This window comes from Pantoea eucrina (assembly GCF_001691555.1).
Lineage (GTDB): Bacteria > Pseudomonadota > Gammaproteobacteria > Enterobacterales > Enterobacteriaceae > Pantoea > Pantoea borealis.
Genome location: NZ_MAYN01000001.1, coordinates 337854 through 361774 on the forward strand (window position 1 = coordinate 337854; position 23921 = coordinate 361774).

Sequence of the window (23921 nt, forward strand, 5' to 3'; positions counted from 1 at the left end):
CAGCATCGCCATTTACTGATTACAGTGAATGTTCAGGCGTGTGCTTCCCGCCCGGACTGGCCGCAGCCCTGCTTTTACTGATTACAGTGAACGCTATTGCCCGTGCGGAGAGCGGTTACTGATCACAGTGAATGCTGCGAGCAACTCACTCTGTACCTATAATTGAGCAATCTGGTTTACAGGATAATTAATTGCCTTATGTGCAGGATTTAAGTATAAAGTCATAAATCCTACATGTGTGGAGCAGGTATGGCTAATGATGAGAAGCAGATTCTGAAGGTTGCTCAACGTTCAGAACGAATGCTGATGAGTCTCACCGAACAGATTCAGGCGCAAAAAGAAGAACTCAAAGAAAACACGTTTTATCAGGTCTATGCGAAAGCCGCACTGGCCAAACTGCCTAAGCTGACGCGCGCCAGCGTTGATTATGCGGTCAATGAGATGGAAGAAAACGGCTACGTGTTTGATAAACGCGCTGCCGGCAGTTCCACCAAATATGCAATGTCGATTGAAAATATTGTCGATATCTACCATCACCGGGGCGTGCCTAAATATCGCGATCGTCACGCTGAAGCGTATACCCTCTTCGTAGGCAATCTGAAAGGCGGCGTCTCTAAAACGGTTTCAACCGTCTCCCTGGCGCATGCGTTGCGGGCCCATCCGCACCTGCTGTTTGAAGATTTACGCATTCTGGTCATCGATCTCGATCCGCAATCCTCTGCCACCATGTTTTTGAATCATGAACGTTCTGTTGGACTGGTTGAGGCTACCGCCGCGCAGGCGATGCTACAAAATGTCAGCGGAGAAGAGCTGAAAAGCGATTTCATCGTGCCTTCTATCATCCCGGGCGTAGATGTGCTGCCGGCCTCCATTGATGATGCGTTTATTGCTTCACGCTGGGAGGAGCTCTGTCACGAGCATCTGCCTGGTCAGAACGTGCACGCCGTGCTGTATCAAAACGTTGTAGCGAAGCTGAAAAAAGATTATGACTTTATTTTTATCGACAGTGGTCCGCATCTGGATGCCTTTCTCAAAAATGCGATTGCTGCCTCTGATTTGCTGATGACGCCCGTTCCCCCGGCACAGGTCGATTTTCATTCAACGCTCAAATATCTCACCCGACTGCCTGAGCTGGTCGGGATTATTGAAGCCTCAGGGGCTGAGTGCCGGCTGCAGGGCAATATTGGTTTTATGTCAAAGCTCTCCAATAAAGCCGATCATAAGATGTGCCACAGCCTGGCTAAAGAGATTTTCGGCGGTGATATGCTGGATGCCGCCCTGCCGCGGCTTGATGGGTTTGAGCGCTGTGGTGAGTCGTTTGATACGGTCATTTCAGCGAATCCTTCTACCTATGTAGGCAGCAGTGAGGCCCTGAAAAACGCCCGTTCAGCTGCGGAGGATTTTGCCAAAGCCGTATTTGACCGTATTGAATTTATTCGTTTGAACTGAGGTTAAGATGAGCGCAAAACGCATTACTATTGGCCGTACTTTCAGCCAGTCACCTCTGCAAAATGAAGATAAGGCTGCAGAACATACGCAAACGTTTGTGCTGAATACCGGCAAGCGTGCGTTGTTCTCACTTCAGCACGTTTCTGCTCGCGATGTGGAAACAAAGACATTTGTTGTGCAGGAGACGAATGGGCGTGACCAGTCGGGCCTGACGCCAGAATCTCTGCGTGACATTATTCGTACAATTAAACTGCAGCAGTTTTTTCCCGCTATTGGGGTAAAGCGCGGTGACCGTATCGAGGTGCTTGATGGATCGCGCCGTCGTGCAGCCGCGCTTTTATGCAAAACGGGCCTGAGCATACTGGTGACTGATGAAGATATCTCTGCCGAAGAGGCGCGTCGTCTGGCTCAGGATATTCAGACCGCGCGTGAGCACAATCTGCGCGAAGTCGGCCTGCGTCTGCTTGCGTTAAAGCAGAGTGGTCTGTCGCAAAAAGAGATTGCTGAACAACAGGGGCTGTCACAAGCGAAAGTGACGCGCGCTTTACAGGCAGCGAGCGTGCCAGCTGAACTGATTATGCTGTTTCCTAACCATGCTGAACTCGCCTATCCGGACTATAAGCTGCTGCTTCAGGCGTATGAAAAGCTGCAGGAGAAACAACAGAGCATAACAACGCTGGTTGAGACGATCAGTGCAGATATTGATGATGTTGCCTCTGAAGAGGGACTGGCTGAGGATGAAATCAAAAATGCGATTCTACGTCTGGTGCGCAATGGCAGTAATGCCCTGCTTGAGGCGCCTGGAAAAGAGAAAATCGTCACGACGCCGCTCTGGAACTTTGCCGATAAAGATCGGTATGCCCGGAAAAAATCCAAAGGGCGAACCTTCAGTTATGAATTCAGTCGCCAGCCTAAAGAGCTTCAGGATGAACTGGACAAGGTGATCAGCAGCACGCTTGCTAAATACCTGGAGCAGTAACCATGCCGCCTGCGGGCGGCTTTTAACGTTCTCCACTGCAATTTCATGTCTAAGTCATTGTCCCGTCTGGAGTTCTGCTAATAATTTCAGCCTGAAATCGCCACTGTTTCAGGTTATACGATAGTAAACTCTGCCAGCGCGCATTGCGGATTTACAGATTTGTGAACCCCTCTCAACAATCAACGTCCTGATTCATTCTTCTGGTCTCCCCTTTATGCGCAAGAAGGCAAACAGAGATACCGGAAGATGACGCATTCCGTTACAACCGCAGCCATACGTAACCTGCCTGAGCCTTCAGAGTTATGATAAATTAGATGATAATAATTACTATTCAGTAAAGAAGGGAGTTCAAATGAAAGTTCTGTGCGGCATGGTGTTGACTCTGGGTGTAGCAGTATCAGCGTCAGCCACCACCTATCCATTGACCATCACCGATCTGGATGGACAGCAACATACGTTTTCTAAAGAGCCCCGGCATATTATTTTACAGGATGGGCGTGATGTACTGACGCTTGCCCTGCTCGATCGTGACAATCCTTTTGAACGCGTTGTGGCCTGGAATAACCTGCCCAAAAAGCAGGATACGCAAACCTGGCAAATGCTGAAGACACGCTGGCCGCAGGCGGAAAAAATTGTTGATATGGGATTCAACGATCAGGGACAGGTTAATCTTGAAAGCGTGCTGGCGCAGCACCCTGATGTCATGATTGCACAGTTACGTGCAAAACCGGCGTTGATTCAGTCTGGCGTGATCAGGACGCTCGAAAACCTGCATATACCGGTTGTGTTTGTTGACTATGAACTCCATCCGGCACAGAACACGGCCAAAAGCGTCTCACTGCTTGGAGAGATCCTCAATCGTGAAGATGAAGCCCGTGACTATACAACCTTCTATCAGCAAAAAATGTCGGCCATTACAAACACTGTAAAAAGCGTTGAAACAAAACCGACCGTGTTTATTGAGCCCATTGCCGGTAACAGTGACAACTGCTGTTTTACGCACAGTCATAATGGCTGGGGCGGCCTGATTGAAGCAGTAGGGGGCAAAAACATTGGCTCTGCACTTTTACCGGGTAATTCAGGATTTGTCTCGCTGGAAAAAATCATCGCGATGAAGCCAGACGTCTATATCATGACTGGCTCAAAGCGCCCGAACAGTAATGTCCTGCCGTTTGGCTACGACATTAAGCCTCAGGACGTTACCGCGACCTTCCAGACGCTGACGCACCGTACCGGCGTGGCACAGATTGAACCGGTTAAGCAGGACCGGGTTTATGGCATCTATCACCATTTCTACAATCACCCCTGGAATATCATCGGCATGGAAATTCTGGCGAAGGATCTCTATCCGCAACAGTTTGCAGCGCTTAATCCGGTAGCCGATTATCATCAGCTGGTTAAGACCTTTACGCATCTGCCTGATGATGCAATTACGCTAAGCTATCCTGATAATCACTGATTCAGTCCGGCGGCCGTAACGCGCCGCCGGCATCCTTTTCTGCCTGTCTCGCACTGCTGCATCACTCGTCTCATTCACTGTAATCAGTAAAGAGTGAAGGTACTCCACTTTCACCAGCGAGAAATCTCTGAAAGCAGTGAGCATCCTCACTATTAACATTCTCATTAATCCATGTCGCGAGTAAGCTTATACTTTATGACAGGCCGGACGCGCTGACGACAGATTCAATACGGGAGAGAATAATGGCAGTTAAGATGATTGCAGTAGATATGGATGGCACCTTCCTTGATGACAACAAGCACTATAATCAGCAGCGTTTTGCCCGCCAGTATGCACTGCTTAAAGATAAAGGGATCCGCTTTGTTGTGGCCAGCGGCAATCAGTATTATCAGCTGCAGCACTATTTTCCTGACATCAAGGATGAGATCGCTTTCGTCGCGGAAAACGGGGCCTGGGTTTCAGACTGCAATGAAGAGCTGTTTTGCGGAGAGCTGGCCCCTGAGCGGGTAGAGCAGATCCTCACTATTCTGGCAAAAGAGCCTGATATCAGCGTCGTGGTCTGCGGTCGTAACAGCGCCTATGTGCATACTTCGATGCCTGAACATATCGTCAATAAGCTCAGCAATCATTATCGCCGGCTGGAAAAGCGCGACGATCTGAGCAGCATCGATGACACCATATTTAAATTTTCACTGAATCTGGAGCATGAAGGTGTTGAGGCGCTGATGACGCGTTTGCATCACGAGCTGAGTGCAATTGAGAACATCATGCATCCGGTCTCCAGCGGATTTGGCTTTATTGATCTGATCATTCCGGGCTGTCATAAAGCGCATGGCATTGCAATGCTGCAGCAAAAGTGGGGCATTGATGATTGTGAAGTGCTGGCGATAGGCGACAGTGCAAACGATATAGAGATGTTGCGGCAGGCCTGCTACAGCTTTGCCATGGATAACGCCGCCCCGTCAGTTTCGGCAGTCGCACGTTATCGTACGCAGAATAATAATGAAGAGGGCGCGCTTAACGTCATTGCGCGCCTGCTGGCCCGGGAAACGCCGTTTAACTAACTCTGTCAGACAGAGTCGCCGGCAGCGACTCTGTTACTCCTCTGACTCTGCGTTAAGCTGTGCTGCGTGCAGATTGGCTTCCATACTGTCCAGCGCGGCCTGGTTCTCAAGCCCCCACGCGTACATCTCCTCTACCGGTCGGGCAAAGGTCATTCCCAGCGGGGTAAGCCGGTAGTCGACTTTAGCTGGCGTAACCGCATATTCCCGTCGTTCAACCAGCCCGCGCTGTTCCAGCGCCTTTAGCGTCTGAAACAGCATTTTTTTCGATATGCCCTGCAGACTGCGCTGCAATTCGCCGGTTCTGGCACAGTGATCCGGCCAGTGATAAAGCGCATGCAGCACCATTGTGCTCCATTTGACAGAGAACAGTTCCAGCAGTCTGCGCGGGGGTGAATCCGCATAAAAGACCAGTTTACCCTCTTCCCAGGCTGGCATTACCTGACTCCTTATAAGGTCACCGTTTGGTGCCTACTGTTAATTTTTTTTCGCATTCACTATAGTCTGCCGCCTCTTAACTTATTAAGCCATCTTTGCCGGAGGCACAATGAAAATCAATGCACTGGTTGCGCATAATGCAACCGCTCCCCTGACATCTGACAATGTTGCTCTGCGTCCGTTACAACACCAGGATGTGAAAATCGAGGTGCTTTATTGCGGCGTTTGCCATTCTGATTTGCATATGGCGCGCAATGAATGGGGCGTCAGCCAGTATCCGCTGGTACCGGGCCATGAGATCGTTGGCCGGGTAATAGAGACCGGCAATGACGTCAGCAAATTCAGGCCCGGCGATCTGGTTGGCGTTGGCGTAATGGTCGATTCCTGCCGGACCTGTCATTTCTGCCAGCAGCATGAAGAGCAATACTGCGAAGCAGGTTTTACTGCGACCTATAACGGAACCGACAAATATACCGGCGGTACCACATGGGGAGGGTATGCTGAAAACGTAATTGTCGATCAACACTTCGTGGTCGCTGTTCCGCAAAACCTGTCACCAGCAGGCGTTGCACCGCTCCTTTGCGCTGGTGTTACGGTCTGGTCGCCATTGCGCCACTTTAACGTCAAAGCAGGAGACCGCGTGGGCGTGGTCGGGCTGGGCGGACTTGGACACATGGCGGTTAAGCTGGCCTGTGCAATGGGAGCAGATGTCACCCTGTTTACTACCTCTGCAGCCAAGCGCGACGACGCACTGCGTCTGGGGGCCAGTCGGGTAGTGGTATCACGAGATGCGGAGGAGATGGCGGCCTGTCAGACTTCACTGGATATCATTATCAATTGCGTGGCAGCGCCACACGATCTTAATCCTTATCTCGCCACGCTGAAAACCAATGGACGCATGGTGCTGGTAGGCATTCCGGATCGGCCTCATATCTCACCTGATATAACGCCAATGGTTTTCCGCAGGCTGAGCATCACTGGCTCTTCGATAGGTAGCGTACAGGAAACGCAGGAAATGCTCGATTTTTGTGGTCAGCATAATATTGTGGCGGATATTGAGATCATTACAGGATGCGACATAGAACAGGCATTTGCCCGTATGCTGCGCGGCGATGTGCATTATCGTTTCGTCATTGATATGCAGGCGACTCAGTGGTAAGTCTATGATTAACGGCGATTTCAGCCTGAAATCGCCAACAGGTACTGTTCAGATAGCGTGGTAAGCGCGCCATCTGAAAAAAAAGAGCTTTCTTAAGCCAGGCTGTACCGGCGGCCTGAACACTGCAATGTTTATCGCACGTATACAGGTTCGCCTTATTTATGCCTCTGATAATTATCACTATTTTTTTGATGAAAGAGTGATACTAAAATGCGCAGCAAGGTACAGGCTTAATTACATAAGCGCAGTAACTTCAATCGACAAAGTCGCAGCGTCAAAATAATTGGCCGCCTGCGCTTATTTCCCGATAAACTGCGGTTCCTGTTGATCAGACTTTTCTTAGAATGAACTATTATACCCCTGATGATGATCATCTGAAAAAACGGTCGAGACGTTTTGTCCGGCGCATGTTTTTTATGCGGCAGCTCGGCACTGTGCTCTGTTTTTTCCCTGTTCTTTCTGTGCTGCTCGATATGCAGCGTGAGCTGTTTTACAGCGGTTTGCTGTTCATTAATGCGTTTGCCTGGCCATGGCTCGCCTGCCAGCGTGCATTGCGCGCTGAAGACCCGACCAGCGCTGAACGTAGTAATCTCACGCTAGACGCCGCTTTTGGCGGGATCTGGGTGGCGCTGATGTCGCTCAGTCCGGTGCCTTCCGTCATTATCATGGCAGTGCTGGCTTCCGATCGCTATGCGGCGGGCGGCAGCACGTTGCTGATATCAGCCGTTAAAGCATTTATCGTTTCTTTTTTACCGGTATGGATACTTGATGGCGCACGGGCAGAGAGTGCATTTACCATGCAAACAGTGTGGCTGACGCTGCCGCTGGCCAGCTGCTATATGCTGGCGCTGAGTATTGCGTCCTATAATCTCACCTGGCAACTGCGTAAGCGTAATCGTGAACTGGAGCGCGTGGCCCTGATGGATCCGGGCCTGCAGATCCCTAACCGACGGCTGTTTGAGCGACGTCTGGAGAGTGAGTTTTTAAGTACGCGGCGCGGTGACAGTAACGGCTATCTGCTGCTGCTGGATCTGGATCATTTCAAGGCCGTTAATGACACATGGGGACATGAAGCAGGCGATTTTCTGCTGGCTGAGATCTCGGCTCTGCTGCGTAATTATGTTGGTATTCAGGATATTCCTGCGCGCCTGGGTGGTGATGAACTTAGCGTTATCGTTCACCATGCCAGTGATGACACCGTAGTGGCTCTGGCGATGCGACTCCGTGAAAAAATCGCGCAGGTGGTTTTACCGGCCGCTCCCGATTATCACTGCACGGTGAGCATCGGTATCGCTCCGGCAAGCAGCGCTGATTCTCTGCGCGACTGGCTACGCCATGCGGATGAAGCGCTTTATCAGGTCAAGCGGGCAGGGCGTAACAACGTCCTGCTCTGGAGCTGAGTCACAACATCCTCAGCCAGCTAACGTAGCTGGCTATCTTTACTGCCCCGGCGATTATACCCGCTACTGCTGGCCTCTTTCTTATCCAGTTCAGACTGACACTGGATACAGTAGCGTACGCCGGGCAGTGCCGCGCGACGCGCTTCGGGTATGGGTTCTCCACACTCATCGCAGAAGCGGGCACTTTCACCCTGCTTCAGATGACTTCGTGCCCGGGCAATAGCATCATCTACCGTTGCATCAATCTGTTTCTGGACTGCGCCATCTTCGGACCAGCCACCAGCCATAAAGTCCCCCTTATCATCGCTGAACATTAACTATAGTCAGCAGCAATGCGCACGTCACACTTTGCGTGCGGTTGCACTCATACCTCATTGCTGCTTCCTCAAACGAAATACCTGACATTCGCGCAGGTAACGATAAGATGCATCAAAAATGCAATTTTTCTTTATTAAATATAGAGTTATGTCGTTTCTTATTTTAAATACGTTGAAGTATGAATTTATATCTTTAATAAAAGTGTACAAAGGGGTGTGCGTTGTACAAATATATTCAGTCATGTTGCTGGCTAATAAAAAAGCCATTTCCAAATCAGCCAGGAAATATAGGGTGTTTGTTTTGTTAATAAAGCGAAGCGGTAAAGAAATTCCATCGATCAACTTTTAATCGAAAATTTTTCTCCGGATGAAAAATAACTCTCCTGACAGGTCGATTCTTTCGCTTAAGCGAAGCGTAAACGATGTCAGGAGAGTGTCATTTATAGGATTAAATGAAGTGCAGGGGGTATCAGATGCTGTATAAGTTTACTTACGACGACTAATTTTTCCTCCTTTTCTGCCCGCTTCAATAGCCCGTTCAGGATCGTTTCTGAAGTTGCCGCCGCTGACCTGACCGCCCTTACGGCCTGCCTCAGCAGCACGTTCTTTGTTAGCAGCAAAGTTACCTGCACCACCGCGGCGTGGTTTGGTTTTTTCAGCTTCTTCCGGGTTATTGCTGGAATCCTGCATTTTTTCCTCTCTGTTCATGCTGACTTGTGGCAAAAATAAATGTAGCGCTGTTTTTACCATATTCAAGCCAGAATTTATCCTGACTTTTAATTTACGACGGGTCGTTTGTTTAAGTAAGAATCGATTTTAAACGATCCTGTTATCTTAATCTTACGCAGGAGAATAGTTAGCATTTTACTCCGATAAAGGAAAGCGTTCTTTGCGTCCTGAAAAGGTTTGATGAAAAGTTGTGACAATTAGCCATGCACAGCATGACATCACACAATAAAAGAGTGCAGGCATTCTATTACGCTTCGTTTATTTTTTTCAGTCCTGGTATGAATGGGCAGAACAGAAATAAGGTCTGAAAATGTCGGGTTATCGCAGGTGCTTTTACCCGGGCAGGGGAGGCCTGGCTGCTGGCCGGGTCAGCAGCAGGCTATTCAGAGATCGATAATCAGGCTGGCGGTATGACTGCGGGAGCAGCAGAGGGCGACACACTGGGCGGGCGACGCTTTTTCGTTGTCAGACTGAACCGTGTCGCGATGGTCTGGCTGACCTTCAATAACGGGTGTCAGGCAGGCGCCGCACATGCCCATTTCACACGACAGTGCAACCTCCACGCCCTGCTCAGTCAGCACGGCTGCAATTGACCGATCTGGCGGAACCAGCCAGCTTCTGCCCGAGCGCGCCAGCGTTATCGTGAACGCCGCGCCCCGCCCGGTAACCTGCTGTGGTGCAGCAGCTTTAAATGCCTCTGTATGAATCGCTCCGGAGGGCCAGCCACAGGCTTCAGCCTGAAGCCGCAGATGTGACATGAAAGGCAGCGGACCACACAGATAGATATGTGCGTCGGGCTGATAATGTGCGACACCGGCAGGCAGATGATTGCGTGCGCTGACTCCCTCACTGCTGTACCAGAAATGACAAACGCCATGCGCAAATTTCTGGCTCAGCGTTGCTGCAAGCGCCTCATCGCCCCGCTGTCTGAGATAATAGTGCAGTTCAAAAGCGATGCCTGTTGCTTCCAGCGCCTGCGCCATCGCTGAGAGGGGGGTGATGCCGATGCCTGCGGCCAGCAAGATGACTTTCTTTGCTGCAACCAGCGGGAAAAGATTACGTGGTGCAGAAATAGCAAGCTGCATACCCGGGCGGAGCGTTTCATGTACATAGCGCGAACCTCCCCGTGAATCTGCGTCAAGTGCCACACAAATTTCATAGCAGTCGCGTCTGTTTTCCGGTCCGGTCAGTGAATATTGCCGGATTATTCCCGACGGCAGGTGCACATCGATGTGCGCCCCTGCCTGCCATGCGGGCAACAATTGCCCATCTGCCGTCATTAGCCTGACGCCAAGATTGCGGCGGCCCTGACGCCAGATGCCGTCCGTGATCACAGTAATCAGTTCGTTCATCGCAGACCCTCAGACCAGAAAAAATTCACCAAATCCCATGCGCTTCAGACCACGCCGGTACGCGACCGAGCTGCGATCGGCCGGAATATGCGCCTCGAGCGTAAGATCCAGCGGCAGGCGTTCAGGGCGCTGGGTCTCCACCATCAGCCGATCCTCTTCAAACACGCGCAGGTTAAAAGCGTGCACCTCTTCCGGAGGAATGTGCAGATCAAAGTTGCGTGCTATAGGCGCAAACATGCGCGTCTGACGGGCTGAAACCGGAGAAGCCGCATTCATGATCACCAGGCGGGCATCGTCCGGGAAAAAAATCGTTAATGTGGCCGTAAAGGGCAGATGCATCTCAAAGCGCCGCAGCCATTCAAAGCCAGCGGGCGCCTGGCAGGGGCTGTCGGCAGCGAAATTGCTCACGGAGCTCCAGTAATCGACGCTAAAGCCGTAGTCGGTTTCAACCGGATTATAAGCGGGCACCAGCTGGTTGGCCGGATCGGCAAATGTATCCGTATGTACCCAGGCAAAGTGCGCGACGTCCAGAAAGCCTTCTACCTGCCGGCCAGCAAATCCTGCGACGTCAAACCCGGGACAGTTGATTTGCTGGAATCCGCTCTCATCCCAGTGCGGCATCGTCGGCAGTGCTGCAGGCTGTTCACTGTCAGGCGCAAGACAAACCCAGATCAAGCCAAAACGTTCTGCAACGGCATACGAGGTAAGGTGCAGTTTGGCAGGTACCGGCTGGTCCGGACTCGACGGAATGCGGTTACACCGGCCATTTTCCCCAAAGCGCAGGCCGTGATAAGGACAGATAATGCCCTCTTCGTCGTGAAAACCCAGCGTCAGCGGTACGCCACGATGTGGACAGATATCACGGGCGGCTACAACGTTTCCTTTGATCCGGTACAGCACCAGCTGTTCATCCAGCAGCGTCGCTTTTACCGGGGCGCTGCTGATATCACCACTGCGCGCAACAGGATGCCAGTGGCGCGCCAGGCGCAGCCAGTCTTCAGGGTCAAAAGTGCAGTGGGCAGGCGGTGTCGGGCCGGGCATAGTCATCTCCTGATAATCAGTTCACAGACCGTGATAAACGTACTCTTTCTCAGGACATTGTTATTACGCTTCTGTGTTACGATCCATCGCTAAGATTACAGTCTGCTGTTGCAAAAAAGTGTACAGGTACACGATGAGCCCATTTTCCCGTTTTGCACTCTATTTTACTGAGGTCGTCCGCAGCGGCAGTCTGCGTAAGGCGGCAGAAAAGCTGCACGTGTCGGCGTCTGCGATCAACAGGCAAATTTTACAGGCAGAAGCCTCCTTTAATACGCCGCTGTTTGAGCGTCTGCCGGAAGGGCTGCGCATGACCACTGCCGGCGAATTGCTCTACAGCGATCTCACTCGCTGGCAGCGTGAATTTCGCGTTACGCGCCAGCGGTTCGATGACATTCAGGGGCTAAAACGCGGCACTGTTACCCTGGGAATGGTGCAGTCTCTGACCCGGGGCCGGATAGCCGAACGGATAGCGGTCATGGCGCAGACGCATCTCTGGCTGAATCTGACGCTTACCGTCGATAACAGCCATCGTATCAGCCAGCTGATCAGACAATCTGAAATCGATTTTGGTCTTATCCTCGACCCGGCTGGCCAGAGCGGCCTTGATGTGCTGGCTTTTGCTGAACTGGAAATGGGCGTGGTCATGAATAACCAGCATCCGCTCAGAACCCGTGATGCTATTTCACTCAGTGAACTGAGTCATGAGCGACATATTCTGCCGGGTGACTCACTGGTTGTTCATGAGCGGGTCGCTGCGCTCTACCACCGGCAGGGATTCCGCCCTGACAATGTGATTGGCTGTAATGATATTCGTCTTATCCATACGCTGGTGGCGCAGAACAGCGGGATCTGCGTGCTGAGCCTGCTGGATGTAATGACTGAGGTTGAAAAAGGGGAGTTGAGCTTTGTACCGCTCCGGCACAACGTCATGCGCCCTCTGACGCTGGCATTATGCACTGCACCGTCGCGGCAGCTTTCGCGCGCGGCACAGATGCTGATTCAGCAGATGACGGAGGTGATTGAGTCGATGAACCTTCTTCAGCGCTGAACCGGAGAGTCGCTGCCGGTGCCATCCGGCCACGGCGTGAGGAGATCAAAGCCGTTATCTGTGACGGCAACGGTATGTTCCCACTGCGCAGAGAGTGAGCGATCTCTTGTAACCACCGTCCAGCCGTCATTCAATACGCTGGTCGCTGCTTTGCCGGCATTGATCATCGGTTCAATAGTAAAGATCATGCCCGGTTCCAGCATCAGGCCTTTACCGGGCGTACCATAATGAAGCACCTGTGGTTCATCATGATAGATCCGTCCGATGCCATGACCGCAGTATTCGCGTACGACAGAGAACCCTGCGCCTTCAGCTACCCGCTGGATGGCTGCGCCGATATCGCCCAGCCGGGCACCGGGTTTCACCACGCTGATACCCGCCATCATTGCATCGTAAGTGATATCCACCAGTCGCCTGGCGCGAACTGAAGGCTGGCCGACAAAGTACATGCGACTGGTATCGCCATACCAGCCCTCTTTGATAACCGCGACATCAATATTAATGATATCGCCCTCTTTAAGTCGTTTCGGACCCGGGATACCGTGGCAGACTACGTGATTGACTGACGTGCAGAGCGTACGGGTATAGCCATGATAGCCAATATTTGCCGGCGTGATTTTCAGGACATCAACGATGTAATCGTGACAGAGACGATCCAGCTCGTCGGTGCTGATACCTGGCTTTACATAAGGTCCAATCATGGCCAGCACGGCAGCAGCAGCATTACCCGCGGCGCGCGCCTGTTCAATTTCCGCGGCATTATGGAACGAAATATTCATGATGCCTTCTCCTGAGTCAGAAATGCAGGATGATTTAAGAGTGCTGCCAGGTCACTCCCTCCGTCGCGTTCAACGCGCATCAGCAGCCGGACCAGCGCCTGATGGTCTTTGTCGGGATAAAGCTCTGCCAGCATGCCCATCTTCATCCAGTGCTCCGCCTGAGCATTAACTGAGCGGCTCAATGCTCCGCTGGCGATACGCAGATTTTCATGCATCAGATCGGAGATTTTCACAATGCCCATGACTGTGCCTTATATGTTGTGTATATGGTTCATATACTACCTGTAATGAAGGGAGATACAAGGTTGCCTGCGATAAAGGCAGTAATGGTGCAGGGTTAAACGCAAACCGGGTCCGATAATCGCTTACGCTTTATCCTGAAACGAACCTGTTTAACATGCAGTAAAATATTTCACGTATCAGGTTAACTGGATATTAATCAGCAGGTTAAATCGAATATACAGGCCTGGCCCGACGTTGCTTGCGGATTGTTTCTGAATGGACATAAATTTTGTAGTATCTTTTTAGCGGTATTAAAAGCTTTTTTCCAGATGTACACTGACCCGGCGACCGCAGAATGAACAAAGCAGATGATGATGAATGGGTGGATAGAGTAATAGGCGAGGCGGTAATGGCGCTGTTTGAAGAGGCGTTACCTGTTTCTTATGATGCTCTGCTCAGCAGACTGCAGGAGATGCTGGCAACGGAAAAGAGTGAAGCAAAAATCCGTTCGCTCTACTTTGCCATCCGGGAAATCCAGGGGGCAGACTGCCCGATAATCGATGCGGCCTCTCATGATCAGACGTTACACTGAGTGTCGGGGCACATAGCACATTGTAATGGCTTATTGCTCTCTGGCTGTCAGAGCGCGTACAGCGCTTGTATAGGTCTCTTTCATCCCATCAAGCGCCTCACTTTCCTGCTGCCGCAAATGCACAAGAATGTTGTCAATACTTAAAGGCTGTCCGGATTTGCGTAAAAACGACACGGTACGCCCGATGGCGGCATGAATGGCACTGTTGTTATCCAAAACGCTGAGTTTCACGCGGTATCCCTCTGCATATTAATCGGGTATTTATGGCTGCCATTATACGACCTGCACACGTTTTGGCCTGATGAGACGGGGTCGGGTCAGGCGTTCAGGGCAGTGCCTGATGCAGTTTTTCCCGCAGGGCTGCAACCCTTACGGTAAGATCATGCAGTTCTTCATAAGGGGTATCCATCACCGAAATCATATCGGCGGGCACCCCGGCGGCTTTGCTTTTAAGCTGCTGCCCTTCATCAGTCAGGAAAATAAGTACCCGGCGTTCATCGCCGCCTGAATCGCGTTTACGCACAATAAGACCGGCTGCTTCAAGTCTTTTCAATAACTGGCTGAGCGTGCCGGAATCGAGCCGCACGCGTGCACCCACCTCCGAGACGGTCACCTCATCTTTTTCCCACAGCGCCAGTAATACCAGATACTGGGGATAAGTAAGTCCAAGCGGTTTAAGCCGGGACTGATAAAGCTTGGTCATGGCGAGTGATGCAGAGTAGAGCGCAAAACAGAGGAACTGGTCGACGGTTACCGGTGCGTCAGACAGCGGACGCTCGTTGTTACCGCTTTGATCATTTATATCAGTACACATTCACGATCCATTTAACTGATGCTGGCCGACAGGGAAAACGCATGCTGCGCCCGGACAGCGACAAGTATTGAACCAAATTAAATTGATGTCAATGTAACTCGGCGCAATCGCAGTAGCTGTCGCGGGTGTGACAAACTGGCCTATGCTTACAGCCGGAGGTCAATATGTGTGGACGATTCGCGCAGTACAGCAGCAGAGATGACTATTTTATGGCGCTCGGTATTGCGCCGGACGAGATCCAGTACGATCCATTGCCCATCGGGCGCTACAATGTCGCGCCAGGTACCCGCGTATTACTGCTCAGCGAGCGCGAAGAGGCGCTGCGGCTGGATCCTGTCTACTGGGGATATGGGCCGGAATGGTGGCATAAGCAGCCTCTGATTAATGCCCGCAGCGAAACCGCTGCCAGCGGGCGGATGTTTAAACCTCTCTGGGAACAGGGGCGGGCGATAGTACCGGCTGATGGCTGGTTCGAGTGGAAAAGAGAGAAAGGGAAAAAGCAGCCGTTTTTCATCTATCATCAGCGCAAAACGCCGCTGTTTTTTGCTGCCATCGGCAAAGCACCGTTTAATCACGCTCAGGGGCACGAAGGTTTTGTCATAGTGACGGCTTCCAGCAATAAAGGCATGGTCGATATTCACGATCGCCGCCCGCTGGTCCTGACTGCAGAAGGCGTTCATGAATGGCTGAGCAACAGCACATCCGCACGTCGTGCCCAGGAGATCGCGCATGAAGCCGCTGAATCCGAAGACGCCTTTTGCTGGCATGCGGTGACCACGCGGGTAGGCAGCGTACGTCAGCAGGATGCTGAGTTAATTGAAGAGATCGAGCCGGAAAAGTAGCGACTGATACATTTTAGCTATCGAAATGAAAACCGGTGTCCGGTTGCAGCCAGCGGTAAGTCATTCAATAATCGAAGCATGACAACTTATCGCGTAAGAGTCGGGTACCACAACCCGTCAGCCCTGACTTTCAGGCAACTTGATGAACTGCTGGAGCCGCAGCGTTTCTGGCGTACTGCTACTCACACCAGTCGCTTTCGATACTATATGGAGTATGAGTATGAATCCGACGTATGCGACCTGTGCGCAGTCTGCGCGCTGGCCTATTCTCAGGCCTGCCGGGTGCGGCGGTGCCCGCTGGTATTAGTTGAGGAAGTGCCTGCCGCTGTGACGCAATAAGTTATGCGTGCGGGTGTGCTCTGCATCATAACAGGCGCAGCGGCATTCAGAATTGGCTCAGTGAGCCAGGCCGGTTTTTCACCTACGCTTTTCTCTGTATTTACTTACAGAGGAAGCATAAATGACGAACGAACTCAGCCGGAAACCCGTTGCCGATCGTGCCGAGGCAGACGCATTTTTCCCCTCAGACTACTCGCGCAATCAATTTACCAGCCCGGTATCCGATCTGGACGGCACTGACTATCCGGTGCCCGGTGACGGAAGCAAAAAAATTCTGGTCCTGTGTACTGATGAACGTTATCTGTCTTTGGCTAACGATACGCTGTTTTCAACCGGCAATCATCCGGTAGAAACGCTACTGCCAATGTATCACCTGCACCAGGCGGGCTTTGGCCTCGACATTGCGACGCTCTCCGGTCAGATGGCAAAGTTTGAACACTGGGCCATGCCGGAGCAGGATGAAGCGGTAATACAATTTTATCAGCGCTACCAGCCAGCCTTTCGCTCCCCGCTCAGGTTAGCCGATGTGTTGGCGACCCTCTCGCCCCATAGCGACTACGCGGCTGTTTTTATACCGGGCGGGCACGGTGCGCTGATTGGCTTACCGGAGAGTCAAGAGGTGGCGTCGTTATTACGCTGGACGCTGGAAAATGACCGTTATCTGATCTCACTCTGTCACGGCCCGGCGGCATTTCTTTCATTAACAGAGTCCGATAATCCGCTGACGGGCTATGAAATCTGTGCTTTCCCTGATGCGATTGACAAGCAGACGCCGGAAATAGGCTATATGCCAGGTCATCTTGCCTGGTACTTTGGTGAAAAGCTGCGCGCTATGGGTATTCATATTATCAATGAAGACATCAAGGGTACGGTACATCGCGATCGCAATGTCATAACCGGCGACAGCCCTTATGCCGCGAATGCATTAGGCAAACTCGCTGCAGAAACGTTGCTAAAGGCATACGGTTAACACACCTGTAATTTCCAGTCCTGATGGCTCTGTTTGTCAGGGCTGGTATTTTAATGAGACGCCATTTTAATTGAGGGCAGAGTGCGCCACTTTCCCTGCCGAAGAAGAAATCGCTGATTATCGGCGCAGGTAGCTAAAACTTTAACGCTTTATTCTGAGATAAGTTTTTTCGATAGATAACGGGGTTTTGGCTTTTTATGGAACCCGTGCTTATTTTATAACATTATGTTTTTTATAGTTTTTAACTTATTTGACTTTGGGTGTTACGCAAGAATATATCGTCAATATATCCTCTGTAAAATAACCGTTAGCAATCTATAATTTTTGAATTCACGCCTTGCGGTAATAGCTTGCAGCCCCGGATGCAACGTTTATAACGCATGGGTGATTAAATTGAAGCGTTTAATAAAAAATATTTCATTCGGAATTTATCTCTTTAGGCTCACCCAGGAATAGTGCATGAAAAAGATACTAAACACGATCAATCTGCCAGCGAAGTTTATTTTGCTGGGGTTGTTTGCGCTCGGATTATTTATATTTCCTACCTGCCTGTTTATTCAAAGCGGGAATCAGGCGATCGATGCTAAAAAAATTGAGCTTACGGGCATACCGGTTGAAAAAAAGATGCTATCACTGGTTAACCTGGTCCAGCGTCATCGGGCAGAAAGTGCTATCGCTATTGCCAGCAACGATTCAGTTCGTGCTTCGCGTGTGGCGCTGGCAGAGGAGATCGATTCGCTCTATAGCAGTGTTGTCACTGAACTCGGCCAAAACGTGGAGGCTGCACAGCCGCTGGCGCGTTTAAATAAAGCCGACGGGGAGTGGAAAAAACTGCAGACAGAGATTGGTGATAAACACCTTTCACTGGAAGAGAGCCTCAGCCGTCATGCCAGTCTGATCCAGACATTGTTAATAGCAAACCAGGACATCCTGGATTTTTACGGCTTGTCACTGGACGGTGACTTAAATACCTATCAGCTGATTATCAGCATTTTCAACCGGTTGCCGTTATTAACAGAAACCCTTGGGCAGATCAGGGCAAGTGGCACATCCCTGATTGCGTCAGGCACAGGTACATCAGAGGTCGCGCTCAGTCAGATGGATTTCCGGCTGCAAAATGGCAATGTAGCGCTGGAGCAATTTAGCAATAATATGGATAAAGTTTTTGCTATTGAACCAGCATTAAAACAGCTGTTTGCCAGCGCGGATACAACCGCCGTGCAGCAGGCACAGGATGCACTGGCGCTGGCCAATGCCATTTTTGTATCCAAAACCAAAACCGTCACGCCGGCAGAGTATGTCCGGGTATTCACTGAGGCGATCAATAACTTTTCCACGCTGGGAAAACAGAGCGCCGATCAGCTGTCGATCATGCTGAATCAGCAAATTGATGCACGCCGTAATGCGCAATACAGCCTGCTGGGGGTACTTTTCGCGGTGGCGTTACTGGCTGTCTGGGTCGCCGTTATGATATCCCGCTCGGTGACGCGTCCGGTGGAGGAGGCGGTTAACGCTGCCCGCCATGTTGCAGCCGGCGACCTGACCTGTCCGATTCATGTCACTGGCAGCAATGAGATGGGGCAACTGCTGCAATCATTGCAGCATATGCAACAGCATCTTGCCGGTCTGGTATCAGATATCAAGGAGAGTGCGCTGACTATAGCGTCATCGTCTGAAGAGATCGCAAACGGTAATGGAAATCTTTCTGCCCGCACTGAAGAGCAGGCCGCATCCCTGGCAGAAACCGCTGCCAGTATGGAACAGATGGCATCCATTATCAGCCAGAACGCTGAAAATACTCACCATGCTACAACTATGGCTGAAGCAGCAACGCAGGCTTCATCACTCAGCGGACAGGCGATGTCCTCGGTAATGGAAACCATGGGACGTATCCGGGGCAGCTCGGCAAAAATTGAAGAGATAACCAGCGTCATTGACAGCATTGCTTTTCAGACAAATATTCTGGCGCTGAATGCCGCAGTAGAAGCAGCCAGAGCGGGTGAGTCGGGCAAAGGGTTTGCTGTCGTCGCATCTGAAGTGCGCTCGCTGGCACAACGTTCTGCTTCTGCTGCGAAAGAGATTAAAGAACTGATTGCGCAATCTGTTGGTCACGCTGAAGAGGGGATAGTGATGGCCAGAGATGCAGGTGACAAGGTGAAACAGAGCGTAGAGGCCATCGGTCAGACAGCGCAGCTCATCCGGGATATCTCTGCCTCTTCTCATGAGCAGAGCAGCGGGATTTCGCAAATTAATATTGCAGTAAACCAGATGGATCAGGTTACACAGCAAAACGCAGCGCTGGTTGAGGAGTCAGCTTCTTCGGCTGGCGACCTTGCAGAACGAGCCTCACGTTTACGTCAGCTGGTGGCTGTTTTCCATACGGTCTGATCTTTTCAAGGATGCGGGCGCGTCCCGCATCTGTTTACAGAGAAAAAACGCAAACAAACGTCGTGAACCAACACCATTTGCCAAAAAAATTTCCGGCAGCAGACTACAATCCCACCCCGTTTCGCTTATTTACTATGCTTCTCTATGATTCTGAAAAGAGGCAATTTTGTGCATTTTCTGCTGGTTTTTTCTGGAATCATGGATTTAATATTTACAGTAATTCAGCCAGATAATTTCAGACAGCATTATACGTAGCTGCCGCCGGCTGATAAAGTAGACAGGTACACTCACGTAAACTGGAGTATTTAATGCTAACCACAATCATTTACCGTAGTCACATCTCCGCTGATGTGCCTGTCAAAATTTTGCCGGGTATGGTTGAGAAGGCGAGTCTCCTGAATGCGTCGCACCAGATTACCGGTATTCTGCTCTTTAACGGTACGCATTTCTTTCAGATCCTTGAGGGACCTGAAGAGGGTGTTATGACGATCTACAATCGCATCTGTGCTGACCGCCGTCATCACAATGTGGTTGAACTTATGCGTGACTACTCACCTTATCGCCGTTTCGGTAATTCCGGAATGGAACTGTTTGACCTGCGCGAACATGACCAGTCAACCGTACTTCAGGCGGTACTGGATCGCGGTACGTCACGCTTCCAGCTGACCTATGACGACCGGGGCCTGCAGTTCCTGCGCACCTTTGTGGAATCGCGGGAAAAAGAGAACTATTTTGAAGTGCTGCCAGCCGATCTGTGGGACTTTATCCCCGATATGACAGGGTCGCTTCAGGAAGAGCACGGCATCCATTTCCGCCCGGTGGTCGATCCACTTGGCCGTGAAATTACCGCGCTGGAGGCCATCTCCGACAGTCAGGAGAGTGCAGGTGAAGATGAAGATAAATACAGTGCAAATCTGAACGCTGTACGTATGGCGCTGATGAAAGCGGGTAAAGCCTGTCCGGATGGCATGACGCTCTATTTAAGTATTCTGCCGATGACACTGGTTGCGGTGCCAAACGCGGTCGATACCATTACGGATGCGATTAAAAGCGCCGGGCTGGTGCCAGAGCAGATTATTTTGGGCGTCAGTGAAACAGAAGTTATCCCGGGCCTGAATGACTTTACTGAAGCGGTCAAGCAGCTCAAGCAGGCGGGCATCAGCCTGTCGATTGATAATTTCGGTGATGGCTCTGCCGGACTTTCACTGCTGACACATGTACAGCCCGATCGCGTGCGTATTGCATCCGGGATTATTCGTGATGTACACCGTAGCGGTCCTAAGCAGGCCGTCGTGCAGGCTATTATCAAATGTTGTTCAGCCCTTGAAATTAATGTCATTGCATCTGGCATTGAACAGCCTGAAGAGTGGATGTGGCTTGAGGCTGCAGGCGTCATTGATTTCCAGGGGGCGCTCTTTACGCCCCAGGGTACAGCCGTGTCGTGGCCGGAATATCGCGAAGCGATGTAGCGCCATTCTCTGCATCTGCATCACTCTGACCGACCGGCGCATCATCAATGCAGCCGGTCATTTTTTTTAGCCAGGCTTCTTTCGGTCAGACTTTCATCTCCGCCAGTAAGGGCGTTTTCTGGCATCATGAATACGGTAAATCAGTGAAATTTATACGAAACGCTCAGGCTCATTGCGGTACAGGGTTACACACGAAAATTCTGTGTTAAACTTTGCGACCCCGAACCTGCAGGCGGACACATCATGAAAAAAGAATTTGAAGAAAAACTGACTGAAATTTTAATCGGTGAGGCCGTGACTGATTTACTTGATGCCAATGCGGCTATTTCATGGACTGCTTTACTTGATCGCCTGCGTGTTGGCCTGGATAAAGAGACCGATGAGGATCGCATCCGTGCCGCATTGCGCGCTATCGATGAAGTCAGACGTGAAATGCAGGTAAGGGCATCTGAAAAAGCGATTATCACTGAATCTGACAGACGACCTGCGCGTGACAAAATGCATTAAAATTGACCACAATCAAAGATTTCCCACAGTCTGACGCTAAATTGTTCCCCGGGAACAATTTCTGTTAAACTGTATGCTTATCCACCTACGGACGGAGGTCATGTGAAAAATGACGCAACCGCCGAAGATATCTACGCCGTTATCGGAACGGTCGTAGCGCGCCTTCTTAAGCCGGATGAGCATCTGAATCTGCATGATATTACTACTGCGCTGCATCAGATGGGTGAGACAGCGACAGGGCAGGATGTTCGTGAGGCCTGCCGCAAAGCGGTAATCATGCTTGCCCGCCAGATGCACTAACTCATATTTACGCAATATTAACGATCAAACAACAATCCAATCAGTGCCTGATAATGCTGCTCTTCTTCAGCGCTGGTTGCTGCTTCAAGACGACCAAGCAGCTTTGTACATAGCGCTTTGCGATTGAGGTTTTTACCTGAGGTCAGAATTTCAACAACCAGTTGTCCCAGCGTTTCCTGCTGGCTCAGAGTGGATGCTTTACTAAAATAGTTAGCGATATCACTAGCGGATGATGGGTGCTGTACCATATTCTGACGCATAGTTAGCCTCTTTGAGATAAGTAAGTTGTGCTGACAGGGGTAAAGTTATACAACTAACTTTTACTTGTACAGCTTTTTCTGCCCTTCTTTTGTCAGCTTTACCACGATATTTGTTTTTTATGTTACAAATCAATGGTTTGAGCCGGTTCCTGCCAGAACAAAAATCTCACTCTATCTTTGTACAGGTTCAGCGTATGGGTCTGTATAAGGTTGTTCCGATAAAATGTGTTAATTGTCGTCATCGTCGCCCGTGGTGAAAGGCGTCGGTTTAGCTGGCAAGGTTGTTTGCTCATGACGCTTTGCCTGAAGCTGCCATTGTGTATGCGTTTTGTGTAGTCGCTCAGGCTGTACAAAATTTTTCAGCCAGCTTCTGGCATCTGCAATTTGTGCCAGACGCTCATCATTCTCTTCTGTCTCTGCCATGCGAACCAGCTCAGCGATCAGAGCCTGAACGCTGATATCCCCATCGCCCAGTGCCAGATTCAACGTTGCTTCGCCAATAATGACATGACCTATTACCTTTTCATGAAACAACACTTCATCTCTCCTCATCATGGTTTGTAATGGTTTTAAAGTGTAATGAGCAGCAATATTTCTACAATACGTTATAAATAATCAGCTAAGCTCAGGGGCGAAACATATTTAATGACTATGAAATGCAGGTTTGTAACGCACTGATAGCGTGCAACATCATTCTGATGCCGCAGTGTAAACTGACTGAAGGCAGAATAATCTTAAAAAAAATTAATGTTATTTATTTTCTTCTTGTTCAACTTTTGCAGCGGCTCACGCGTTGCACGCCATTTCCGGAATAGATTGATCGGTCATCATTACACGCTGGTCAGCGTGATAAAAAACCAAACACGGTTAACACAAGCTCGCTTTTAAGACTATGCGCCTTTTTTGATCGGGCCTGAGCATTGTATTAACTCTCTGAATACTGACCGTTATTGCCGCTTTTCCGTAAGGTAATAATCTGAGCCAGAATTACATCAGCTGAGGATTTCACTTTTGCGGCCCGTATCGGGCAGTGCCGGGATAGGCTTTGCTGCACGGCCACGCTGAAAGTACCTGTATATCGCTGCTGCGATTTTATACCCATGTTAAGCCTGGCACGCTTACGACATACCCGCTCTGCGTTAGCAGGCAAAATTTTACGCGGCTCACAGAGAAGGGGAGTTACTGTTCGGGGTCTTCGGGAGCGAGAGAAACCGTGCTGATGATAATTCTGCGCTGTAAATGGCTGTCAGGCTGGCTGCCCCAGCAAAATGTTACCCAGTGTTCGCAAAATTCCTGCCAGTCAGAGACGGGTACCAGCAGCCTGTCGTGGCGGGTGCCATCCCATACATAGACATAATGATCCGGATCGCGCAATGCCCAGGCAATCATGCTTTCCCACATAACCTTTGCCGCATTAGTCTGGGCACTGTCAGTGATAATAATTGAACGTGTATGCAGGAAATAACAAAAAAAACGGCGTGCCAGTCCATGCACAGCCTGTTCATGTTGAGGCTGACGCGTGCGCCAGACCATAATCTGAATGCAGGCGCGCAGAGGAGAAGTATAATCCCTGGTTTCTTCCAGCCTTACCGCATAGACCGTTTCCGGTCTCTTTTCCTGGGTAACCAGCCGGTATTGTTTATCTTCCGGACAGACATACAGAGCATAACCAAACGGCACAATAAAGCCTGGCAGTGTGAATGCACGGGGATCGTCTGCCAGAAAAGCGCTGGTATCATCCCGATTTGGCGCTTCACGACTCAGAATCTGGTTAAAGTGCGTATCAGGCAGAGTAATGGGCATAAGGTTATCCGCTGTATTTCGTTCCAAAAGACCTCCCTGAAAACCGGAGTGGGTGTGATGATAAATTAGCGAAGAATGATAAGCTGGCACAGCAGGAAAGCGTGTAACCGGAAATGATGCTGTATGCGCCTGCCTATATGCAGGGTAGCAGAGCGGAGGTGTCGTCCCTGACAGTTTCTCCGGCCGGTAAACACTTGCGCGTAA

The 23921-nt window shown here is 50.6% G+C and carries 27 protein-coding genes; 15 read left to right on the forward strand and 12 right to left on the reverse strand.

Going from position 1 to position 23921, the window contains the following annotated elements:
- Positions 1-249 precede the first annotated feature (249 nt).
- From BBA90_RS01515 to BBA90_RS01530, 4 genes are all read left to right on the forward strand, one after another.
- Positions 250-1449 carry an AAA family ATPase gene (locus tag BBA90_RS01515; RefSeq protein ID WP_065647562.1) on the forward strand — a complete coding sequence of 400 codons (1200 nt, stop codon included), beginning with the start codon at positions 250-252 and terminating at the stop codon, positions 1447-1449.
- Positions 1450-1456: 7 nt separating this feature from the next.
- Positions 1457-2428: a ParB family protein gene (locus tag BBA90_RS01520; protein WP_065647563.1), complete on the forward strand. Its 972-nt coding sequence runs from the start codon at positions 1457-1459 to the stop codon at positions 2426-2428.
- A gap of 352 nt (positions 2429-2780) precedes the next feature.
- Positions 2781-3887 carry an ABC transporter substrate-binding protein gene (locus BBA90_RS01525; protein ID WP_065647564.1) on the forward strand — a complete coding sequence of 369 codons (1107 nt, stop codon included), beginning with the start codon at positions 2781-2783 and terminating at the stop codon, positions 3885-3887.
- Positions 3888-4129: 242 nt separating this feature from the next.
- Entirely contained in the window at positions 4130-4951 is an 822-nt protein-coding gene (locus tag BBA90_RS01530; protein WP_065647565.1) for a Cof-type HAD-IIB family hydrolase, read from the forward strand.
- A 33-nt stretch (positions 4952-4984) separates the two neighbouring features.
- Here BBA90_RS01530 and BBA90_RS01535 read toward each other — a convergent pair whose 3' ends face one another.
- Positions 4985-5386, reverse strand: coding sequence for a winged helix-turn-helix transcriptional regulator (locus BBA90_RS01535; protein ID WP_065647566.1), 402 nt, complete (start codon positions 5384-5386; stop codon positions 4985-4987).
- A gap of 109 nt (positions 5387-5495) precedes the next feature.
- On the opposite strand from BBA90_RS01535, the gene BBA90_RS01540 reads away from it, so the two are divergent.
- Both BBA90_RS01540 and BBA90_RS01545 read left to right on the forward strand, forming a co-directional pair.
- Positions 5496-6545: an NAD(P)-dependent alcohol dehydrogenase gene (locus BBA90_RS01540; RefSeq protein ID WP_065647567.1), complete on the forward strand. Its 1050-nt coding sequence runs from the start codon at positions 5496-5498 to the stop codon at positions 6543-6545.
- Positions 6546-6889: 344 nt separating this feature from the next.
- A complete protein-coding gene (locus BBA90_RS01545) occupies positions 6890-7945 on the forward strand; it encodes a diguanylate cyclase (RefSeq protein WP_065647568.1) in 1056 nt (351 codons plus the stop codon).
- Positions 7946-7965: 20 nt separating this feature from the next.
- On the opposite strand, the gene BBA90_RS01550 is transcribed toward BBA90_RS01545, so the two are convergent.
- From BBA90_RS01550 to hpxD, 4 genes are all read right to left on the reverse strand, one after another.
- Complete coding sequence (locus BBA90_RS01550) at positions 7966-8232, reverse strand: DksA/TraR family C4-type zinc finger protein (RefSeq protein WP_065647569.1); 267 nt, start codon at positions 8230-8232, stop codon at positions 7966-7968.
- 516 nt (positions 8233-8748) lie between these two features.
- A complete protein-coding gene (locus tag BBA90_RS01560) occupies positions 8749-8952 on the reverse strand; it encodes a general stress protein (RefSeq protein ID WP_040113773.1) in 204 nt (67 codons plus the stop codon).
- 422 nt (positions 8953-9374) lie between these two features.
- Entirely contained in the window at positions 9375-10343 is a 969-nt protein-coding gene (locus BBA90_RS01565; RefSeq protein ID WP_065647571.1) for a PDR/VanB family oxidoreductase, read from the reverse strand.
- Between the two features lie 9 nt (positions 10344-10352).
- Positions 10353-11390, reverse strand: coding sequence for a molybdenum cofactor-independent xanthine hydroxylase subunit HpxD (gene hpxD / locus BBA90_RS01570; RefSeq protein WP_065647572.1), 1038 nt, complete (start codon positions 11388-11390; stop codon positions 10353-10355).
- A gap of 127 nt (positions 11391-11517) precedes the next feature.
- Between hpxD and BBA90_RS01575 the strand changes: the two genes are divergently transcribed.
- Positions 11518-12432, forward strand: a complete 915-nt coding sequence (locus tag BBA90_RS01575; RefSeq protein ID WP_065647573.1) for a LysR family transcriptional regulator — start codon at positions 11518-11520, stop codon at positions 12430-12432.
- Here BBA90_RS01575 and map read toward each other — a convergent pair.
- Positions 12423-13211: a type I methionyl aminopeptidase gene (gene map, locus BBA90_RS01580; RefSeq protein ID WP_065647574.1), complete on the reverse strand. Its 789-nt coding sequence runs from the start codon at positions 13209-13211 to the stop codon at positions 12423-12425. The genes BBA90_RS01575 and map overlap by 10 nt on opposite strands.
- Positions 13208-13453: a ParD-like family protein gene (locus tag BBA90_RS01585; RefSeq protein WP_065647575.1), complete on the reverse strand. Its 246-nt coding sequence runs from the start codon at positions 13451-13453 to the stop codon at positions 13208-13210. The genes map and BBA90_RS01585 overlap by 4 nt, the downstream gene beginning before the upstream one ends.
- A gap of 335 nt (positions 13454-13788) precedes the next feature.
- On the opposite strand from BBA90_RS01585, the gene BBA90_RS01590 reads away from it, so the two are divergent.
- The gene (locus tag BBA90_RS01590; RefSeq protein WP_065647576.1) at positions 13789-14025 is read left to right on the forward strand and encodes a hypothetical protein; all 237 of its coding nucleotides are present in this window, start codon (positions 13789-13791) and stop codon (positions 14023-14025) included.
- Between the two features lie 30 nt (positions 14026-14055).
- Here BBA90_RS01590 and BBA90_RS18995 read toward each other — a convergent pair whose 3' ends face one another.
- Together BBA90_RS18995 and BBA90_RS01595 are read right to left on the reverse strand one after the other, a co-directional pair.
- The gene (locus tag BBA90_RS18995; protein WP_075050690.1) at positions 14056-14256 is read right to left on the reverse strand and encodes a hypothetical protein; all 201 of its coding nucleotides are present in this window, start codon (positions 14254-14256) and stop codon (positions 14056-14058) included.
- A gap of 94 nt (positions 14257-14350) precedes the next feature.
- Positions 14351-14839 carry a MarR family winged helix-turn-helix transcriptional regulator gene (locus BBA90_RS01595; protein ID WP_065647577.1) on the reverse strand — a complete coding sequence of 163 codons (489 nt, stop codon included), beginning with the start codon at positions 14837-14839 and terminating at the stop codon, positions 14351-14353.
- A gap of 164 nt (positions 14840-15003) precedes the next feature.
- On the opposite strand from BBA90_RS01595, the gene BBA90_RS01600 reads away from it, so the two are divergent.
- The 7 genes from BBA90_RS01600 to BBA90_RS01625 all read left to right on the forward strand — a co-directional run bounded on the left by BBA90_RS01600 (position 15004) and on the right by BBA90_RS01625 (position 21654).
- A complete protein-coding gene (locus tag BBA90_RS01600; RefSeq protein WP_065647578.1) occupies positions 15004-15681 on the forward strand; it encodes an SOS response-associated peptidase family protein in 678 nt (225 codons plus the stop codon).
- Positions 15682-15759: 78 nt separating this feature from the next.
- Positions 15760-16020, forward strand: a complete 261-nt coding sequence (locus BBA90_RS19465; RefSeq protein ID WP_075050691.1) for a hypothetical protein — start codon at positions 15760-15762, stop codon at positions 16018-16020.
- Between the two features lie 121 nt (positions 16021-16141).
- Entirely contained in the window at positions 16142-16990 is an 849-nt protein-coding gene (gene hchA, locus BBA90_RS01605) for a glyoxalase III HchA (RefSeq protein ID WP_065647579.1), read from the forward strand.
- Between the two features lie 459 nt (positions 16991-17449).
- Positions 17450-19378, forward strand: coding sequence for a methyl-accepting chemotaxis protein (locus tag BBA90_RS01610; protein ID WP_065647580.1), 1929 nt, complete (start codon positions 17450-17452; stop codon positions 19376-19378).
- A gap of 308 nt (positions 19379-19686) precedes the next feature.
- Positions 19687-20847 (forward strand): diguanylate phosphodiesterase, encoded by a 1161-nt coding sequence (locus BBA90_RS01615; protein ID WP_065647581.1) that lies wholly within the window; start codon positions 19687-19689, stop codon positions 20845-20847.
- 243 nt (positions 20848-21090) lie between these two features.
- Positions 21091-21354 carry a hypothetical protein gene (locus BBA90_RS01620; RefSeq protein ID WP_065647582.1) on the forward strand — a complete coding sequence of 88 codons (264 nt, stop codon included), beginning with the start codon at positions 21091-21093 and terminating at the stop codon, positions 21352-21354.
- A 102-nt stretch (positions 21355-21456) separates the two neighbouring features.
- Complete coding sequence (locus BBA90_RS01625; RefSeq protein WP_065647583.1) at positions 21457-21654, forward strand: hypothetical protein; 198 nt, start codon at positions 21457-21459, stop codon at positions 21652-21654.
- Positions 21655-21671: 17 nt separating this feature from the next.
- Here the strand turns inward: BBA90_RS01625 and ycgZ are convergent, their stop codons facing one another.
- From ycgZ to BBA90_RS01640, 3 genes are all read right to left on the reverse strand, one after another.
- Entirely contained in the window at positions 21672-21914 is a 243-nt protein-coding gene (ycgZ, locus tag BBA90_RS01630) for a regulatory protein YcgZ (protein WP_065647584.1), read from the reverse strand.
- Positions 21915-22142: 228 nt separating this feature from the next.
- Positions 22143-22451: a hypothetical protein gene (locus tag BBA90_RS18895; protein WP_206099878.1), complete on the reverse strand. Its 309-nt coding sequence runs from the start codon at positions 22449-22451 to the stop codon at positions 22143-22145.
- A gap of 642 nt (positions 22452-23093) precedes the next feature.
- Complete coding sequence (locus BBA90_RS01640) at positions 23094-23717, reverse strand: hypothetical protein (protein WP_084798727.1); 624 nt, start codon at positions 23715-23717, stop codon at positions 23094-23096.
- Positions 23718-23921 lie beyond the last annotated feature (204 nt).

What these genes read in the sequence shown, in the direction of transcription:
- BBA90_RS01515 (WP_065647562.1), top strand. Translation starts at nt 250, where the DNA reads ATGGCTAATGATGAGAAGCAGATTCTGAAGGTTGCTCAACGTTCAGAA.
- BBA90_RS01520 (WP_065647563.1), top strand. Translation starts at nt 1,457, where the DNA reads ATGAGCGCAAAACGCATTACTATTGGCCGTACTTTCAGCCAGTCACCT.
- BBA90_RS01525 (WP_065647564.1), top strand. Translation starts at nt 2,781, where the DNA reads ATGAAAGTTCTGTGCGGCATGGTGTTGACTCTGGGTGTAGCAGTATCA.
- BBA90_RS01530 (WP_065647565.1), top strand. Translation starts at nt 4,130, where the DNA reads ATGGCAGTTAAGATGATTGCAGTAGATATGGATGGCACCTTCCTTGAT.
- BBA90_RS01535 (WP_065647566.1), bottom strand. Translation starts at nt 5,386, where the DNA reads ATGCCAGCCTGGGAAGAGGGTAAACTGGTCTTTTATGCGGATTCACCC.
- BBA90_RS01540 (WP_065647567.1), top strand. Translation starts at nt 5,496, where the DNA reads ATGAAAATCAATGCACTGGTTGCGCATAATGCAACCGCTCCCCTGACA.
- BBA90_RS01545 (WP_065647568.1), top strand. Translation starts at nt 6,890, where the DNA reads ATGAACTATTATACCCCTGATGATGATCATCTGAAAAAACGGTCGAGA.
- BBA90_RS01550 (WP_065647569.1), bottom strand. Translation starts at nt 8,232, where the DNA reads ATGGCTGGTGGCTGGTCCGAAGATGGCGCAGTCCAGAAACAGATTGAT.
- BBA90_RS01560 (WP_040113773.1), bottom strand. Translation starts at nt 8,952, where the DNA reads ATGCAGGATTCCAGCAATAACCCGGAAGAAGCTGAAAAAACCAAACCA.
- BBA90_RS01565 (WP_065647571.1), bottom strand. Translation starts at nt 10,343, where the DNA reads ATGAACGAACTGATTACTGTGATCACGGACGGCATCTGGCGTCAGGGC.
- hpxD (WP_065647572.1), bottom strand. Translation starts at nt 11,390, where the DNA reads ATGACTATGCCCGGCCCGACACCGCCTGCCCACTGCACTTTTGACCCT.
- BBA90_RS01575 (WP_065647573.1), top strand. Translation starts at nt 11,518, where the DNA reads ATGAGCCCATTTTCCCGTTTTGCACTCTATTTTACTGAGGTCGTCCGC.
- map (WP_065647574.1), bottom strand. Translation starts at nt 13,211, where the DNA reads ATGAATATTTCGTTCCATAATGCCGCGGAAATTGAACAGGCGCGCGCC.
- BBA90_RS01585 (WP_065647575.1), bottom strand. Translation starts at nt 13,453, where the DNA reads ATGGGCATTGTGAAAATCTCCGATCTGATGCATGAAAATCTGCGTATC.
- BBA90_RS01590 (WP_065647576.1), top strand. Translation starts at nt 13,789, where the DNA reads ATGAACAAAGCAGATGATGATGAATGGGTGGATAGAGTAATAGGCGAG.
- BBA90_RS01595 (WP_065647577.1), bottom strand. Translation starts at nt 14,839, where the DNA reads ATGTGTACTGATATAAATGATCAAAGCGGTAACAACGAGCGTCCGCTG.
- BBA90_RS01600 (WP_065647578.1), top strand. Translation starts at nt 15,004, where the DNA reads ATGTGTGGACGATTCGCGCAGTACAGCAGCAGAGATGACTATTTTATG.
- BBA90_RS19465 (WP_075050691.1), top strand. Translation starts at nt 15,760, where the DNA reads ATGACAACTTATCGCGTAAGAGTCGGGTACCACAACCCGTCAGCCCTG.
- hchA (WP_065647579.1), top strand. Translation starts at nt 16,142, where the DNA reads ATGACGAACGAACTCAGCCGGAAACCCGTTGCCGATCGTGCCGAGGCA.
- BBA90_RS01610 (WP_065647580.1), top strand. Translation starts at nt 17,450, where the DNA reads ATGAAAAAGATACTAAACACGATCAATCTGCCAGCGAAGTTTATTTTG.
- BBA90_RS01615 (WP_065647581.1), top strand. Translation starts at nt 19,687, where the DNA reads ATGCTAACCACAATCATTTACCGTAGTCACATCTCCGCTGATGTGCCT.
- BBA90_RS01620 (WP_065647582.1), top strand. Translation starts at nt 21,091, where the DNA reads ATGAAAAAAGAATTTGAAGAAAAACTGACTGAAATTTTAATCGGTGAG.
- ycgZ (WP_065647584.1), bottom strand. Translation starts at nt 21,914, where the DNA reads ATGCGTCAGAATATGGTACAGCACCCATCATCCGCTAGTGATATCGCT.
- BBA90_RS01640 (WP_084798727.1), bottom strand. Translation starts at nt 23,717, where the DNA reads ATGCCCATTACTCTGCCTGATACGCACTTTAACCAGATTCTGAGTCGT.